16 protein-coding genes and 1 pseudogene are annotated in these 15,576 nt (G+C 66.9%); 5 read left to right on the top strand and 12 right to left on the bottom strand.

Annotation, left to right across the window (positions count from 1 at the left end):
* Nucleotides 1-51: 51 nt before the first annotated feature.
* Nucleotides 52-1,026 carry a polysaccharide deacetylase family protein gene (locus HU735_RS16230; RefSeq protein ID WP_186714324.1) on the bottom strand — a complete coding sequence of 325 codons (975 nt, stop codon included), beginning with the start codon at nucleotides 1,024-1,026 and terminating at the stop codon, nucleotides 52-54.
* A 108-nt stretch (nucleotides 1,027-1,134) separates the two neighbouring features.
* Here HU735_RS16230 and HU735_RS16225 point away from each other — a divergent pair, with 108 nt between their 5' ends.
* Together HU735_RS16225 and HU735_RS16220 are read left to right on the top strand one after the other, a co-directional pair.
* Nucleotides 1,135-2,013, top strand: a complete 879-nt coding sequence (locus HU735_RS16225; protein ID WP_186714323.1) for a LysR family transcriptional regulator — start codon at nucleotides 1,135-1,137, stop codon at nucleotides 2,011-2,013.
* 207 nt (nucleotides 2,014-2,220) lie between these two features.
* Complete coding sequence (locus tag HU735_RS16220) at nucleotides 2,221-3,789, top strand: sensor domain-containing diguanylate cyclase (RefSeq protein ID WP_186714322.1); 1,569 nt, start codon at nucleotides 2,221-2,223, stop codon at nucleotides 3,787-3,789.
* Nucleotides 3,790-3,877: 88 nt separating this feature from the next.
* Here HU735_RS16220 and HU735_RS16215 read toward each other — a convergent pair whose 3' ends face one another.
* The 8 genes from HU735_RS16215 to HU735_RS16180 form a co-directional block, all read right to left on the bottom strand.
* A complete protein-coding gene (locus tag HU735_RS16215) occupies nucleotides 3,878-4,837 on the bottom strand; it encodes a ribonuclease Z (protein WP_186714321.1) in 960 nt (319 codons plus the stop codon).
* 140 nt (nucleotides 4,838-4,977) lie between these two features.
* Complete coding sequence (hpaI, locus tag HU735_RS16210; protein ID WP_186714320.1) at nucleotides 4,978-5,778, bottom strand: 4-hydroxy-2-oxoheptanedioate aldolase; 801 nt, start codon at nucleotides 5,776-5,778, stop codon at nucleotides 4,978-4,980.
* 9 nt (nucleotides 5,779-5,787) lie between these two features.
* Nucleotides 5,788-6,591, bottom strand: a complete 804-nt coding sequence (hpaH, locus tag HU735_RS16205; protein ID WP_186714319.1) for a 2-oxo-hept-4-ene-1,7-dioate hydratase — start codon at nucleotides 6,589-6,591, stop codon at nucleotides 5,788-5,790.
* Between the two features lie 7 nt (nucleotides 6,592-6,598).
* On the bottom strand, nucleotides 6,599-7,009 hold the full coding sequence (locus HU735_RS16200; RefSeq protein WP_186714318.1) for a 5-carboxymethyl-2-hydroxymuconate isomerase: 411 nt from the start codon (nucleotides 7,007-7,009) through the stop codon (nucleotides 6,599-6,601).
* An 11-nt stretch (nucleotides 7,010-7,020) separates the two neighbouring features.
* Nucleotides 7,021-7,944, bottom strand: coding sequence for a 3,4-dihydroxyphenylacetate 2,3-dioxygenase (gene hpaD / locus HU735_RS16195; protein WP_186714317.1), 924 nt, complete (start codon nucleotides 7,942-7,944; stop codon nucleotides 7,021-7,023).
* Nucleotides 7,945-8,041: 97 nt separating this feature from the next.
* Nucleotides 8,042-9,502 carry a 5-carboxymethyl-2-hydroxymuconate semialdehyde dehydrogenase gene (hpaE, locus tag HU735_RS16190; protein ID WP_186714316.1) on the bottom strand — a complete coding sequence of 487 codons (1,461 nt, stop codon included), beginning with the start codon at nucleotides 9,500-9,502 and terminating at the stop codon, nucleotides 8,042-8,044.
* Nucleotides 9,499-10,278, bottom strand: a complete 780-nt coding sequence (locus HU735_RS16185) for a fumarylacetoacetate hydrolase family protein (protein ID WP_186714315.1) — start codon at nucleotides 10,276-10,278, stop codon at nucleotides 9,499-9,501. Before HU735_RS16185 ends, hpaE begins: the two co-directional genes overlap by 4 nt.
* On the bottom strand, nucleotides 10,275-10,949 hold the full coding sequence (locus HU735_RS16180; protein WP_186714314.1) for a fumarylacetoacetate hydrolase family protein: 675 nt from the start codon (nucleotides 10,947-10,949) through the stop codon (nucleotides 10,275-10,277). The genes HU735_RS16185 and HU735_RS16180 overlap by 4 nt, the downstream gene beginning before the upstream one ends.
* A gap of 162 nt (nucleotides 10,950-11,111) precedes the next feature.
* On the opposite strand from HU735_RS16180, the gene hpaA reads away from it, so the two are divergent.
* Complete coding sequence (gene hpaA, locus HU735_RS16175; RefSeq protein WP_028688922.1) at nucleotides 11,112-12,014, top strand: 4-hydroxyphenylacetate catabolism regulatory protein HpaA; 903 nt, start codon at nucleotides 11,112-11,114, stop codon at nucleotides 12,012-12,014.
* Between the two features lie 171 nt (nucleotides 12,015-12,185).
* Nucleotides 12,186-12,608 carry a homoprotocatechuate degradation operon regulator HpaR gene (gene hpaR / locus HU735_RS16170; protein WP_186714313.1) on the top strand — a complete coding sequence of 141 codons (423 nt, stop codon included), beginning with the start codon at nucleotides 12,186-12,188 and terminating at the stop codon, nucleotides 12,606-12,608.
* Nucleotides 12,609-12,664: 56 nt separating this feature from the next.
* Here the strand turns inward: hpaR and HU735_RS16165 are convergent, their stop codons facing one another.
* A complete protein-coding gene (locus tag HU735_RS16165) occupies nucleotides 12,665-13,261 on the bottom strand; it encodes a TetR/AcrR family transcriptional regulator (protein WP_186714312.1) in 597 nt (198 codons plus the stop codon).
* 5 nt (nucleotides 13,262-13,266) lie between these two features.
* Nucleotides 13,267-14,478: a multidrug effflux MFS transporter gene (locus HU735_RS16160; protein WP_186714311.1), complete on the bottom strand. Its 1,212-nt coding sequence runs from the start codon at nucleotides 14,476-14,478 to the stop codon at nucleotides 13,267-13,269.
* Nucleotides 14,479-14,718: 240 nt separating this feature from the next.
* On the opposite strand from HU735_RS16160, the gene HU735_RS16155 reads away from it, so the two are divergent.
* Nucleotides 14,719-14,910 carry a KGG domain-containing protein gene (locus tag HU735_RS16155; protein WP_186714310.1) on the top strand — a complete coding sequence of 64 codons (192 nt, stop codon included), beginning with the start codon at nucleotides 14,719-14,721 and terminating at the stop codon, nucleotides 14,908-14,910.
* A gap of 89 nt (nucleotides 14,911-14,999) precedes the next feature.
* On the opposite strand, the pseudogene HU735_RS16150 reads toward HU735_RS16155, so the two are convergent.
* Nucleotides 15,000-15,576 (bottom strand): annotated as a pseudogene (locus HU735_RS16150) (UPF0104 family protein); the annotation flags it as partial.

The following is a 15,576-nucleotide window of genomic DNA, read 5'->3' as shown; positions in this document are numbered from 1 at the left end:
CCTTTCGCGGCACAAGGCCGCTCCTACAGGTTGGGCCAGGCTGGCCTGCGATCAGCCGAACACCCGCGGCGGATTGACCGGCGCATCGCCCTGGGCCAGGGTCCAGCGGGCGATGTCGTCCTTGCGCATGAACGCCACCCCGGCATGGCTGCGGGCATAGGCGAAGAACTGGTCCAGCGCCCGCACTACGGTGGGCGTGCCGCCGATGCGGTCATGGGCCGACAGCGACATCAGCCGGCGGCGCTGGCGGCCTTCGGCGTACAGCACGTCGAACTCGTCCTTGAGCTCCTGCAGCAAGGCGGCGCCGGTCATCGCCGTGGACCCGGCGATGCGGCCGATGTCATTGTTGCGCAGGGTGTAGGGCACCACGGCGAACGGCTTGCCGCGCACCGGGGTGATCGAGGGCTCGTCGCGGGCCAGGTCGTCGATGTGGTAGAGGAAACCCAGGTCCTGGAGGATATTCAGGGTCTCGCGGGAGTGGCGCATCCAGAACGCGTTGAAACCCAGCGGACGTTGCCCGGTGACGCGCTCGATGATGACGCTGGCCTGCTTGTATTGGTGGCGCTCCTCGGCGGGCGTCAGGCTGTACTGGGGCGCCCAGTGCAGGCCGTGCCCGGCGGCCTCGTGACCGCGCCGGACCACCTCGGCCGCCAGCTCCGGGTAGGCTTCCACGGCCTTGCCGACCATGTGCGAGGTGACCTTGATGCCGTGCCGGTCGAACAGCGCGAGCAGGCGCGGGACGCCTTCCAGCGGGCCGTAGCGATACCAGCTGGGGGCGATGGTGTCGGGGTAGCGTGGGTCCAGGGGCGGGAAGGGGCTTTCGGCATGCTCCGGCTGGCCGCCCGATTCGAACTGCAACGACACCGAGATCACCAGTTGCGCGCCGTTGGGCCAGAACGCCTTGCCACCGCCGCTCCCTGGCGTCGCCCCGTTGCTGCTGCCGGGGTCGCTCGCCAGTGCCGCGCCCGCCGCCACGGCGATGCCGCCGGCGAGGGTGCCTTTCATGAAGTCTCTTCTGCTGGTCATCGGTTCGCTCCTGAGTGCATGGGTTTCGATGCCGGGCAGTGTAATTAGCGAGAAAATCGCTAATAATCAGCCGAAAGGCAAAATCATATTTCGGAAAAGTCGAAAGCCATGCTGGATCAACTGGCGTTGTTCCTCACCATCATCGAAAAGGGCAGCCTGTCGGCGGCGGGCCGTGAGCGCGGACTGTCACCAGCCACGGTGTCCGAGCGTCTGTCGGCGCTGGAGGCGCATTACGGGGTGGCGCTGCTGACCCGCAGCACCCGCTCGCTCAGCCTGACCGACGCCGGTCGCCTGCTGGCCGACGGCGCCCGGCGCCTGCTGGCCGAGGCCGACGAGCTGGAGAGCCAGCTGCGCCACGGCCAGCAGAAGATCTCCGGGCTGGTGCGCCTGAGCGCCCCGGTGGACCTCGGCCAGCACTGCATTGCGCCACTGCTCGACCGCTTCCTGGAGGCGCACCCCGACGTGTCGATCGACCTGGACCTGACCGATGGCTACGTCGACCTTGTCGGGCAGGGCATCGACTTCGCCATCCGCTACGGCACATTGGCCGACAGCTCCCTGCGCGCCCGACCGCTGGGCGACAATCGCCGGGTGGTGTGCGCCGCGCCCGCATACCTGACTCGGCACGGCACACCGCTGCACCCGGACGACCTCGCGCGGCACGACTGCATTGTCATGCGCTTCGGCATCCATACCGAGCGGGTCTGGCCGTTTCGCCTGGGCGCGGCGGCGTATCCGGTCAGCGTGCGCGGGCGGCGGGTCGCCAACAACGGTGAGCAGGTGCGGCGCTGGGCCCTGGCCGGGCATGGCCTGTGCCTGAAGTCGCTGCGTGATGTGCGCGATGACCTGGACAGTGGCCGGCTGGTGGAGGTGCTGGGCGACTTCAGCGCCGGACCGGTGGCGCTGCAGATCGTCTATCCGCCGACCCGGGTGCAGCCGAGGCGGGTGCGGGCGTTGATGGAGATGATCGTGGCGGAACTTGGTTGAACGGGCCCTTGTAGGAGCGGCCTCGCCGAGGCGTCGGACCGGCCGGAAAGGGCCGTGCAACGGCCCCAGGATGTCAGCATTGACGCAGAGATCGCCGGGGCCGCTTTGCGGCCCTTTCGCGGCACAAGGCCGCTCCTACAGGTGATAGACAGTGGCCTGTCTGAACTATAGTGATGAGCGGCCAGTGCGTGACGACAAGGGACTTTGATGGCAGCAGCCAGGAAACAGACTGATGACGGCGTCTTCGCGGTGACCGGCGAGGGCCGCGCCGTGTCGTTGTTCCGCCTGGTGCTGGGTTTCATGGCGGTGGTCATGCTGGCATTCGTGCTGATCGAGGGCTGGCGGATCTGGCGCGAGTACCGGCAGGTGTTCGGTGATGCCGAGAATGCGGTCACCAACCTGGCCCGGGCCACCGCCCAGCACGCCGAGGACGCCATCCGCCAGGTGGACGCGATCACCGCGGTCCTGGCCGAGCGCCTGGAAGGCGATGGCTTTGCCCATGTCGATCGAGCGCGGATGCACGCCCTGCTCAAGCAACAGGTGCGGATCATGCCGCAGTTGCACGGCCTGTTCGTCTATGGCGCCGATGGCAGCTGGATCGTCACCGACAAGGATGCCGTGCCGCCGGGGGCCAATAACGCCGACCGCGACTATTTCATCTACCACCAGACCCACGCCGATCGCCAGGTGCGTATCGGCTCGGTGGTGCGCAGCCGTTCCACGGGCGACCTGATCATCCCTATCTCGCGGCGCCTGGACCTGCCTGATGGGCGCTTCGCCGGGGTGCTGCTGGGCACCATCAAGGTCGACTGGTTCGTGCGCTATTACGGCGACTTCAAGATCGATGAACGTGGCGCCCTGGTGCTGGCCAAGCGCGACGGCACCATCCTCGTGCGCCGGCCCTTCGTCGAGCAGGTCATCGGCCGCAGTCTGGCCGGCAGCGAGATCTTCCGACTTTACCTGCCCTACGCCAGCGAAGGGGTGGCCGAGGCGGTGGCGGTGGTTGATGGCACCACTCGGCTGTATGCGTTCCGCGCGCTGTCCAGCTATCCGCTGGTGGTGCAGGCGGGCTTGTCCCGCGAGTCGATCGTCGCGCCTTGGCGGCATGACATGATCAAGTCACTGGCCGTGCTGGTCCTGCTGCTGGTCGGCCTGGCCGGTTTCGGTTGGATCGTCCTGCGCCAGTTGCGCGAGCGCATCGCCATCGAGCGCGCGCTGCACCAGGCCCACCAGACCCTCAAGGCGCTGGCCCTGAGCGACAGCCTGACCGGGCTGGGCAACCGCCGGCGGCTGGACGCGGTGTTCGAACCGGAGATCCGCCGGGCGCGGCGTCAGGGCCGGCCGCTGGCTTTGGTGATGCTCGACCTGGACTACTTCAAGGCCTACAACGACCGCTACGGCCACCCGGCGGGCGACCAGTGCCTGCGGCGTTTCGCCGAGCTGCTGCAACAGGCGCTGAAGCGCCCAGGGGATCTGGCGGTGCGTTATGGTGGCGAGGAGTTCACCCTGTTGTTGCCCGATACCGATGTCCAGGGTGCCAGCCAGATCGTCCTGGAGATCCTGCAGCTGTTGCGTCGGCTGGCCATCGAGCATGCCGGCAGCCCGTTGGGGCATGTCACGGCCAGTGCCGGTATCGCGGTGGGCGCACCAACGCTGGAGACGGTGACCCCGGAGAACCTGATGGCGGCGGCGGATGCGGCGCTTTATGAAGCCAAGCGTCAGGGGCGGGATCGCTATTGCCTGGCGGCCAGCGTGGCGCAGCATCCGGCGCATTGACGCGGCAGGAGATCGCCCAGGAATCAGTAGCATTGTGCGGCCTTTCGTGGGAGCGGGCTTGCCCCGCGATAGGTCCCCGTCCGGGGTGTTACTCCACCTCTACCAACACCCCATCACGGCCAAACCGATAACGCTGCAGGTCCCGGGCCAGGGTCAGGTGTCCGTTGTAGTGCGCCTGCGCCTCTTCGCGGACTTCATCGATGGAGCCACCACGCCCACCGCCCGACTGGTAGCGAGCACTGAAATGCGTCAGCACCAGGTTCCTCACGCCCGCCGTTTCGGCAAAGCGCGCCACTGCGGCGGCGGTGCTGTGGCCGAAGGTGGCCTGGGCACGCTCGACCACCGGCTGGGTGAAGGTCGCCTCATGGACCAGCACATCCACGTTCGCCGCCAGCGTGCTCAACAGCTCCGGGCGATCATTGTCGCCACAGACGATGATCCGCTGCGCCGGGCGCGTCGGTTGCAGGTAGGCCTGCGGGTCGAGCTGGCGCCCCTCGTGCTCGACAGTCCTGCCACGGGCCAGTTGCCCCCACAACGGCCCGGCGGGGATGCCGTCGGCCTGCAGGCGCTGGGTGTCCAGCCGTGGCTCTGGGTCACGTTCCTCGAACACGAAACCGTAGGACGGCACCCGATGCGACAGCTCGACCACGCCGATCTGCACATTGCCATGTTCCAGCCCGGTGAAGGTCTCGACCGGCTGCATCTGCAGCTCGAAGGGCAGGTAGGTATCGCTGACCGCCAGGCTCTGGCGCACCCAAGCCTGAAGCTCGGCTGGCAGCACCAGCTGCAAGGGTTCCTTGCGCCCCGACATGCCGGCACTGGCCAGCAGCCCCGGCAAGCCGAAGCAGTGGTCGCCGTGCACATGGGTGATGAGGATGGCGCGCAGGTCGCGCACCGACAGCGGGCTGTGCAGCAACTGGTGTTGGGTACCTTCGCCGCAATCGACCAGGTACCAGCCGGTGCCGGAGGATTCGATGACCGCGGTCGCACTGACGTTGCGGGCCTTGGTGGGCACACCGGAAGAGGTGCCCAGAAACTGCAGGTCCATTGCCTGACTCCTTGATTCGATGTTGTTGCGACCCCGCAGGGCGGGGCGCGCGGAGGCTAGCATGGTGCTGCCGGAGGGGCCAGTGCTGCTTCCTGCTGTTACCGGACCGCTCCCAACATCGAGCTTACGCCCTACAAAGCCTAGTAGACACCGCCCTGGGCGATGGCAGCGTTCCCCTCCTTGAACTTGCCCGCCAACCCCTGCAAGCCGCGCATCAGCACCGTGGTGTCCACTCCCACGGCGACGAACGCCGCGCCCAGCTCGATGTACCGGCGCGCCAGCGCTTCGTCGGCGCTGAGGATCCCCGCCGCCTTGCCGGCACGGCCGATGCGCACGATGGCGTCGTCGATGGCCGCCTGCACTTCGGGATGCCCCGGGTTGCCCCGGTGGCCCATGGCGGCGCTGAGGTCGGCGGGGCCGATGAACACGCCATCGACGCCTTCGACAGCGCAGATCGCATCGAGGTTGGCCAGGCCTTCGCGGTTCTCCACCTGCACCAGCAGGCACATCTGTTCGTCGGCCTGGTCCAGGTAGTCGGGCAGGCTGTTCCAGCGTGACGCCCGCGCTAGCGCGCTGCCGACACCGCGCATGCCGTGGGGCGGGTAGCGCATCGCCCGCACCAGCTGGCGTGCCTGCTCGGCGCTTTCGACCATGGGCACCAGCAGGGTCTGCGCGCCGATATCCAGCAACTGCTTGATCAGCGCGGTATCGCCGATCACCGGGCGCACGATGGGTTGGGCCGGGTAGGGCGCCAGCGCCTGCAACTGGCCGAGCAGGCTGCGCAGGTCGTTGGGCGCGTGCTCGCCGTCGAGCAGCAGCCAGTCGAAGCCGGCATTGGCCGCCAGCTCCGCGCAGTACGGGTCGGCCAGGCCGAGCCACAGGCCGATCTGCGCCTGGCCAGCGCGCAGGCGTTGCTTGAAGGTGTTGATGGGCATGTCCATGGCGGGTCCTCAGATAAATCGGCAGGCGATCGAACCGAGTTGATCGTAGTCGACGTGGAAGGTATCGCCGGGGCGGGCGGCCACTGGGCGGGTGAACGAGCCGCCGAGAATGATCTGGCCGGCTTCGAGGCCCACGTCGTATGGCGCCAGCTTGTTGGCCAGCCAGGCCACGCCCTTGGCCGGGTGGTTGAGCACCGCCGCCGACACGCCGGACTCCTCGATCACGCCGTTGCGGTACAGCACCGCCGGCACCTTGCGCAGGTCGACGTCGCCCGGGCGCACGGCGCGGCCGCCCATGACCACGCCGGCGTTGGCGGCATTGTCGGAGATGGTGTCGAACACCTTGCGGGTGGCGCCGCTGAACGGGTCGACCTGCTGGATGCGCGCATCGATGATCTCCAGGGCCGGAATCACCCACTCGGTGGCGTCGAGCACGTCGAACAGGGTCACGTTCGGCCCCTTTAGCGGCTTGCCGAGGATGAACGCCAGCTCCACCTCGACCCGGGGCACGATGAAGCGCTCGAAGGGAATGTCGCTGCCTTCGTCGAACAGCATGTCGTCGAGCAGCGCGCCGTAGTCCGGCTCGGTGATGTTCGAGGAGACCTGCATGGCCCGGGAAGTCAGGCCGATCTTGTGGCCGACCAGCTTGCGGCCGTCCTTGATCTTCTGCGCCACCCAGGCGCGCTGGATGGCGTAGGCGTCCTCGATGCTGATCGAGGGGTGTTCCAGGGAGAACTGGCCGACCTGTTCGCGGGTGCGTTCGGCCTGGTCGAGGCGGGCGGCGGCTTGCTGGATGATGCGGGCGTCGAGCATGGAGACCTCAGGGCTGACGGGTGAACAGGGGATGCAGGCTGCTGTGCTTGGCGTCGTACACCTGCGCCTGGCTTTCATCGATCTGCAGGGTCACGCCGACCGGGCGACGTTCCAGCAGCGCGTCCAGCTGCCGGCGCAGCACCGCCAGCAGCGCATCGCCGACCTGCCGGTGCACCGTGGCGCTGCGACCGCTGCCCATGCGCAGGTTGGCGTAGACGAAGCCGTAGTCGCCACGACCATCGGCGATCGCCGCGTGGGCGGCCGGGTAGGCCAGCACGCGGGTGCCGCCGGTGGGGAACACCTGTCGATCATCTTCATCGCGCTGGGCGAGCATGCAGTCGGCCAGGGCGCGGCACAGGCCGGGCATATCGGTCTCGGCCTCGATGTCCGGACTGTAGAGCAGGACCAGATGGGGCATGACGGTGCTCCTTACAGGCGGCTGGTGGAAGTGACGCCGGCCGGGTTCGAGGCCTGGGCGGCGGGGATCGCGCGGCCGTCCTGCGGGGTGACCGGGAAGATCGCGTTGATCTGGCCGGTGCCGGAGGAGCCGAAGTACGGCGTCACCACCTCGGCCTTGCCGTCGTACTGCGACCAGCCCAGGGCGCCGAGCAGCATGGCGGTGTCGTGCATGAAACCTTCGCCGTGGCCCTTGACCGCGTACTCGGGCAGCATCGCGCAGAAGTCGGCCCAGTCGCCGTCCTGCCACATGCGCACCACGCGGTGGTCGAGGGTCTCCAGGAACGGGCTCCATACCTTGGTGGCAAAGTCCGGGGCCTGGCCGTTCTGGGCGAAACGGTGCGACAAAGAGCCACTGGCGAGGAAGGCCACGGTGCCGTCGTAGTGGTCCTCGACCGCCTTGCGCATGGCCCAGCCCAGGCGCGCGCTGTCATTGAGGTAGTGCGAGGTGCACAGCGCCGAGACCGAGATCACCTTGAAGTGACGGTCGGCGTTCATGTAGCGCATGGGCACCAGGGTGCCGTACTCCGGGGCCAGGGTGGTGGCGTCGTGGGCCATGGTCTCCACGCCCAGGCGGTTGCATTGCTCGGCGAGGATCCGCCCCAGTTCGGGGTTGCCGGGGAAGCCGTAGTCCATGTTGGCGATGAAGTGCGGTAGTTCGTTGCTGGTGTACAGGCCTTCGAAGTGCGCGGCGCAGTTGATGTGGTAGTTGGCGTTGACCAGCCAGTGGGTGTCGAACACGACAATGGTGTCCACGCCCAGTTCGCGGCAGCGCCGGCCGATCTCGTGGTGGCCGTCGATGGCCGCCTGGCGAAAGCCCTGGCGCGGGCCGGGCAGTTCGGACAGGTACATCGAGGGTACATGGGTGATCTTGGCGGCGAGAGCGAGTGTGCCCATGGGAATCTCCTGTGATTGTTGTTGTGGCCGCATCGCGGGGCAAGCCCACTCCCACGAACCGATGCCTTTGTGGGAGCGGACTTGTCCCGCGATGACGTCAGATGCCCCAGCGCGGAATGTGATGGCTACCCATGGATATACACACGTTCTTGATCTCGGCGAAGACCTCGAAGCTGTATTGCCCACCTTCGCGCCCGGTACCCGAGCCTTTCACCCCGCCGAACGGCTGGCGCAGGTCGCGCACGTTCTGGCTGTTGATGAACACCATGCCCGCCTCGATGCCGCGGGCCAGGCGGTGGGCCTTGCCGATGTCCTGGGTCCAGATGTACGAAGCCAGGCCGTATTCGGTGTCGTTGGCCAGCCGCAGCGCCTCGGCCTCGTCCTTGAACGGGATCAGGCAGACCACCGGGCCGAAGATCTCTTCCTGGGCGATGCGCATCGAGTTGTTCACATCGGCGAACACCGTCGGCTGGATGAACTGCCCCTTGGCCAGGTGCGCCGGCAGCCCGGCCGGACGCTCCAGGCCACCGGCCACCAGGCGTGCGCCTTCCTCGAGGCCGATGCGGATGTAGCCGGTGACCTTGTCGTAGTGCTGCTGGGTGATCATCGAGCCGACCTGGGTCTTCGGATCGGTCGGGTCACCGACGACCAGGCGCTTGGCGCGGGCGGCGAACTCGGCGACGAACTGCGGGTACACGCTCTCCTGGATGAAGATCCGGCTGCCGGCGGTGCAGCGCTCGCCGTTGAGCGAGAAGATGGTGAACAGCGCGGCGTCCAGGGCACGGTCCAGGTCGGCGTCCTCGAAGACCAGCACTGGCGATTTGCCGCCCAGTTCCATGGAGTACTTCTTAAGGCCCGCCGTCTGCATGATCTTGCGGCCGGTGGCGGTGCCGCCGGTGAAGGAGATGGCGCGCACGTCCGGGTGGCGCACCAGGGCATCGCCGGCAGTGGCGCCGTAGCCCTGGATCACATTGAGCACGCCATTGGGGATGCCGGCCTCGACCGCCAGGCGTCCCAGCTCATTGGCGGTCAGCGGCGACAGCTCGCTCATCTTCAGCACCGCGGTGTTACCCAGGGCCAGGCACGGCGCGGTCTTCCAGGTGGCGGTCATGAACGGCACGTTCCAGGGCGACACCAGCCCGCACACGCCCACCGGCTGGTACAGGGTGTAGTTGAGCATCTGGTCGTCCACCGGGTAGGTGTGGCCATCCATGCGCGTGCACACCTCGGCGAAGAAGTCGAAGTTGTGCGAGGCCCGGGGAATCAGCACGTTGCGCGTCTGGTGGATCGGCAGGCCGGTGTCCAGGGTCTCCAGTTCGGCCAGCTGCGGTACGTTCTGGTCGATCAGCTCGCCCAGGCGGCGCATCAGCCGGGCGCGCTCCTTGGCCGGGGTGTTGGCCCACTTCGGGAAGGCTTGCTTGGCCGCGGCCACGGCCTGGGCGACTTCCTCGGCGCCGCCGCTGGCGACTTCGCCGATGGCTTCGCCGGTGGCCGGGTTGTAGTTGATGAAAGTGTCGCGGCTCTCGACTTCGCGGCCGTTGATCCAGTGCTTGATCATGCTGTTGCCTCGTGTGCTTTGCGGGCGAAGAACTCGGCTTCGCTGACGATTCGGTTGACCAGGCGGCCGACGCCTTGCACTTCCACCACCACTTCGTCGCCCGGCACCACGTCGGCCAGGCCTTCCGGGGTGCCGGTGGCGATCATGTCGCCGGGCTGCAGGGTCATGAAGCTGGAGAAGTATTCGATCAGGTAGGGGATGTCGAAGATCATGTCGGCGGTGCTGCCTTGCTGTTTCAGCTCGCCGTTGATCCAGGTGCGCAGCGTCAGCTTCGACGGATCCGGCACGTCGGCGACGTCGACGATCCACGGACCCACCGGGGTGGTGGCGTCACGGTTCTTCACCCGCAGGTTGGGGCGGTAGTAGTTCTCCAGGTAGTCGCGGATGGCGTAGTCGTTGCACACCGTGTAGCCGGCCAGGTAGGCGAGGGCGTCCTCGCGCTTGACGTTGCGCGCCGGCTTGCCGATCACCGCCACCAGCTCGCACTCGTAGTGCATGTACTTGACGTTGTCCGGGCGCCAGGTGACCTGCTCGTGCCCGGTGTAGGTACCCGGCGACTTGATGAAGGCCAGCGGTTCGGTGGGCGGGGTGAAGGCCAGCTCGGCGGCGTGGTCGGCGTAGTTCAGGCCCAGGGCGAACATGTTGCCGGTGGCCGGCGGCAACCAGGTGACCTGGTCGGCATGGACCAGGCGGCCATCGGCCAGGCGCAGGTGCTGGTCGTCCTCGACGGTGACCTGATGGACCTGGCCATCGAACTGGATACGGGCGTGCTTCATGGGGCGAGTCCTTGTTCGGCGACGATGGGGTTGGTCAGCTGGCCGAGGCCGTCGATCTCGACCGTCACCCGGTCGCCGGGCAGCACATCAACGCGGCCTTCGGGGGTGCCGGTGATCAGCACGTCGCCGGCATGCAGGGTCATGAACTCGCTGATCTCGGCGATCAGCCGGGCCACGCCGCGCACGCAGTTGGCGGTGGTGTTCTGCTGGCGCAGCTCGCCGTTGATCCACAGGCGGATGCCCAGCGCGTCGGGGTTGCCGACCTGCGCGGCCGGCACCAGCTGCGGGCCGATGGCGCAGAAGCCGTCGCGGCACTTGGCCTTGACCGCCGGGCGGTAGTAGCTGTCCTCGGGCAGGCTGAACTCGTTGACGATGGTGTAGCCGGCCACATGCGCGAGGGCGTCGTCGACGCTGACGCGGCTGGCGTCCTTGCCGATCACCACACCCAGTGCGGGGCCGGGTTGCAGGCGTTCGACTGCCGACGGGTAGGTCACTGGCTGGGCGTGCCCGTTGCGGGTGTTCGGGGTCTTGATGAACAGCACCGGCTTGACCGGCGGCTGCCGGTACGGCGCTTCATGGAAGGATGCCAGATGCTGCTGCAGCAGGCCCTGGTAGTTCAGGGCGACGCCGAACAAGCTGCCGTTGGCGACCTCGTGCAAGGCACGGCTCATGCTTTTCTCCTGCGGTGATTGAGGCGACCAGGGGCGCCTCGTGGTGTTTTTGTTAATGTGTTAACGTTATATTTAATATGTTAACGATCGTCAAGGCGTCCACCGCTGGCTGGTGGTGCTACGATGGTTTCCCCGGCGCGTTTCACCGCTGCGAGAACAACAATGAAAGAACGACAGCCGATCCCCAACATCAACATCGGTCAGGTCTACGACCAGCGCTACAGCGACAGCGAGGTGCACTACGACCGCCTGGGCAACCTGGCCGGTTTTTTCGGCCGCAACATGCCGGTGCACCGCCACGACCGCTTCTTCCAGGTGCACTACGTCAAGACCGGCAGCGTGCGGGTGTACCTGGACGAGCAGCGCTACCACGAGTCCGGGCCGATGTTTTTCCTCACCCCGCCAACCATTCCCCATGCCTTCGTCACCGAGGCCGACGCCGACGGCCATGTGCTGACCGTGCGCCAGCAACTGGTCTGGCAACTGCTGCAGGCCGAGCCCGGGCTTGCCTTGGGCCCGCGGCTGCAACCGGCCTGCGTTGCCCTGGGGCATCTGCAGGGCGCGGCGGCCGGCGAGGTACGGCGCCTGGAGCAGCTGTTCGACCTGCTCGGCGATGAAATCGGCCATGGCCAGGCCGGGCAGGGCACCGCGGTGCAGGACCTGGCGCGCCTGGTGATGATCAGCCTGCTGCGCCTGGGCGCCAATTCGCTGGAGGCCACGCCCGCGCGGCACGAGGACCTGCAGCTGTTCCATCGCTTCAACGAGCTGATCGAGCGCCACTACCTCGACCACTGGACGCTGCCGGCCTATGCGGCGGCGCTGGGGGTGACCGAGGCGCGGCTGAACGATGTGTGCCGGCGCATGGCCGACCTGCCGTCCAAGCGTCTGGTGTTCGAACGGCTGATGCAGGAGGCGCGGCGGTTGCTGCTGTACACCGGCGGTTCGGCCAACGAGATCTGCTACCGGCTGGGGTTCAAGGATCCGGCGTATTTCAGCCGCTTCTTCCAGCGCCATGCGCAGATGACGCCGGGAGAGTACCGCCAGCGCCAGGCGGGATTGCGTTGACATGGGGCGATCAGTTCCGGGCTGGGGGCTTCAACTGATCGTGCAACGAAGGCGGTGCGTGGAAAATGGGCGTTTGCCGGGAGCGCTGGTACTTTTCACAGGGGCTGGACAGCACGGGTGAAAATGGTTTTCACTTTATTAATATCTTAATAAAACCAGCCGTTTATCCTGATGACCAATCCTAGACCCTCCCTGACATTGACCCTGTTGCAGGCCCGCGAAGCGACCATGGCGTTCTTCCGTCCGGCCCTCAATGCCCACGACCTGACCGAGCAGCAGTGGCGGGTAATCCGCATCCTGCGCCAGCAGGGCGAGCTGGAAAGCCACCAGTTGGCGGACCTGGCCTGCATCCTCAAACCGAGCATGAGCGGCGTGCTCAAGCGCCTGGAGCGCGACGGCCTGGTGGGCCGGCGCAAGTCGCCGGAGGACCAGCGGCGGATCTTCATCAGCCTGACCGTGCGTGGCCAGCAGGCGTTCCTGGCCATGAGCGAGGAGATGGAGCGCAATTACCAGGAGATCCAGCGTCAGTTCGGCGAGGACAAGCTGGAGCAGTTGATGGGACTACTGAATGAGCTGAAGAAAGTCAGGCCCTGATGCCGTGAGCGCTGGTCACCCTATCGCGGGGCCCTTTAGTCGTATACAGGGTCCTGCTACAGCCCGGCAAGATACAGCGAATCATCAAGAATCTTCAGCAACGAAGCCGCCCGCCGCGCATACACCGCCGGGTTCGCATACAACAGTTCCACATGCAGGCTGTCGATGATCCCCAGATACGCATCACCATACAGCTCCAGCTTGTTGCCATCGCTGCGGGCCCAGGCATGGCGCTCGCGCAGGGCCTGGCAGAAGCCCAGGCGGATCTGCTCCAGGTAGGCCTCGAAGCCGCCGGTGACGATCGCACGAATCGGCGCCGGCGGCAGGAACGCCGTGCGCAGCACGAAGCGCAGGTTGGCCGAGGCGGCGTAGCGCTCGGCCAGGTGCAGCGGGTGCCAGTGTCCCGGTGCCTCGCGGTCCGCCGCCTCGTGGCCGAATCCGGCCTCGACGTAGGCGGTCTCGTCTGCCAGCGCCCGTTCGAAGGCGTGCACGAACAACGCATCCTTGTTGGCGAAATGGGCATACAGCGAGGCCTTGCGCATGCCCGCCAGGACGGCGATCTCGTTCAGCGACGAGCCGTCGTAGCCGTGTTCGGCAAAGTGCTCGACGGCATGGTCGCAGATGCGCGCGGCGGAAGGGGTCAGGGCTTTCAAAGCGGTCACTCCGGGTTGACGCTGGGATGGGGCGAGGCGCTGATTGTCTTTGCCGCGGCGGCGCGGGTCAAACCGACGATCACCAAGGCAGCGGCCGCCAGCAGCCAGGCCCAGGCCAGCGGCCCCAGCGTTGCCAGGTGCCCGGCCAACGGTGTGGCACTGGACGAGATCACCAGTTGCAGGGCACCGAGCAACGCTGCGGTAGAGCCGACGTCACGTTGTTGCGACGACATCGCCAGGGCCATCAAGGTGGCCTCGCAAATGCCTAAGCCGAACAGCGCCAGTACCACGCCCGCCAGCAACAGCGCCAGGCCCGCGCCGCTCAGCCCGGCAAGTACTGTCAGCAGCGCGCCGCCACCCATGCACAGCGCGCCCCACCAGGCCACGCGGGCCACGCCATGGCGCGTTACCCAGTAACCGGACAGCGCCGCGCCGAGCAGGATGGCCACGCCACAGCCCCCGAACAGCAGGCCGAAGTGGGCGCTGGAAAGGCCGAAGTGCTGCTGGTACACGTAGGCGGAGCCGGCGATGTAGGCGAACAGGAAGAAGAACACCGCCGACAACGCCAGGGCCGGTCGCATGAAGGCGCCGTCGGCGGCGATGCGCGCATAGGTGTGCCATGCAGTGGTTGGTGCCAGGCGTACCCGCTGCCCTGCAGGCAAGGTTTCGCCGAGCGTCAGTATCGAATTGAGCAGGGTCAGCAGCCCTAGCCCGGCCAGCACCAGCATGATCGCCCGCCATCCATAGGCCGCATCGATCACCCCGCCCAGCGCCGGGGCGAGGATCGGCGCCAGGCCTTCGATGGTCATCAGCAGGGCGAAGATCTGCGCCGCCCGCGCGCCGTCGGCGCTGTCGCGCACCATGCTCATGATCACCACCAGCGTCAGCGCGCTGGCCAGGCCCTGGACCAGGCGTGCGATCAGCAACAGGTCCAGCGAAGGCGCGGCGGCCGCGCCAAGGGAGGCCAGGCTGAACACCATCAGTCCCGCGAGCAGCGGGCGACGACGGCCCAGGGCGTCGACCACGGGGCCGAACAGCAATTGACCGGCACCCATTGCCAGCAGGAACACGGTCAGGGTCAGCTGCACCTGGGTATAGCCGGTGGCGAAGTCGCGGGCCATTTCCGGCAGGCTGGCCAAGTACATGTCGATGGCCGAAGGGCCGAGGGCGCCGATCAGGGCGAGGGAGGCGGCGAAGCGCAGGTGGGAGGCAGGCATGACTGGGAAATCCGTTGGAAAAATAAACCTACCGACCGGTAGGTAGTGTGAATTATGCCAGAGTGCGTGAAAGGGTCAACCATGCCTGCATCCGCTTGCGTCCCAGATACAGGGCATCGGCATGTTTAGCGCCACCGGTCCGATCACCCCGGAATAATCCGAATCCCTCCTTATCGCCGTACTCCCAATCCTGTACGGCATGCAGCCGTGCATCCCCTAGCCACACGAGGTTTTGCAACCATGGCCAACAAAGACAGCAACATGACCGGTCGGCAGGACAGCAACAAGACCGGCAGCCAGGGTGGATCGAAGAACCCGGGCAACTTTGCCAATGACCGCGAGAAGGCATCCGAAGCCGGCCGCAAGGGCGGTCAGAGCAGTGGCGGCGACCACCGCCAGACCGAGTCCGGCCGCAAGGGTGGCCGCTCGTAAGTGAAGGCACGCGGTGCCGGGATTGCCTGGCACCGCGCATAACCCAACGTGGATCGCCTGCCTCTACGGTCCGGCGAAAACGCCGAGTTTCAGCGCTTGTCGAGGGCCGGCCCGGCCTGTCGGCGCAAGGCCTTGGCACGCTTCTCGAGGATCAGGTAGGTGACCACCGCCAACAGCAGCGGAGTCAGGTAGTACAACGTTCGATAACCCAGCAGCGCGGCGACCAGCGTGCCTTGGCCGAGCTGGCCGTGGAGCAGGGCGAGGAACACAGCCTCGAGCACGCCGAGCCCTGCGGGAATATGCGCGACCACGCCCGCCACGCAGCTGATCAGCAGCACGCCCAATACCGACGGATAGAACAGCTCCGGCGGCAGCAGCAGGTGGATCAGCGCCGCCATCAAAGCCCAGTTGCTGACCCCCAGGGCTACCTGGCACAACGCCAGGCGCAGGCTCGGCAGGGTGACTTCGTGCCCGCGCAGGTCCCACGTTCGCCGCTTGGCGAAGGCACAGGCGAACAGGTAGGCCAATGCGACCGCCACCATCAACACGCCGATCAGACGCAGGCCGCCGGCGCCCACCGCCCAGCTATCCGGCAGCTTGACCAAGCCCAAGGCGAACACCGTGCCGGCCAGCAGCAGGTAGCCCATCCAGTTGGTCAACAGGCCC

Origin of the sequence: Pseudomonas sp. BW16M2 (assembly GCF_014268865.1) — a bacterium.
Lineage (GTDB): Bacteria > Pseudomonadota > Gammaproteobacteria > Pseudomonadales > Pseudomonadaceae > Aquipseudomonas > Aquipseudomonas peradeniyensis.
This window is presented reverse-complemented; position numbering and strand designations above follow the sequence as displayed.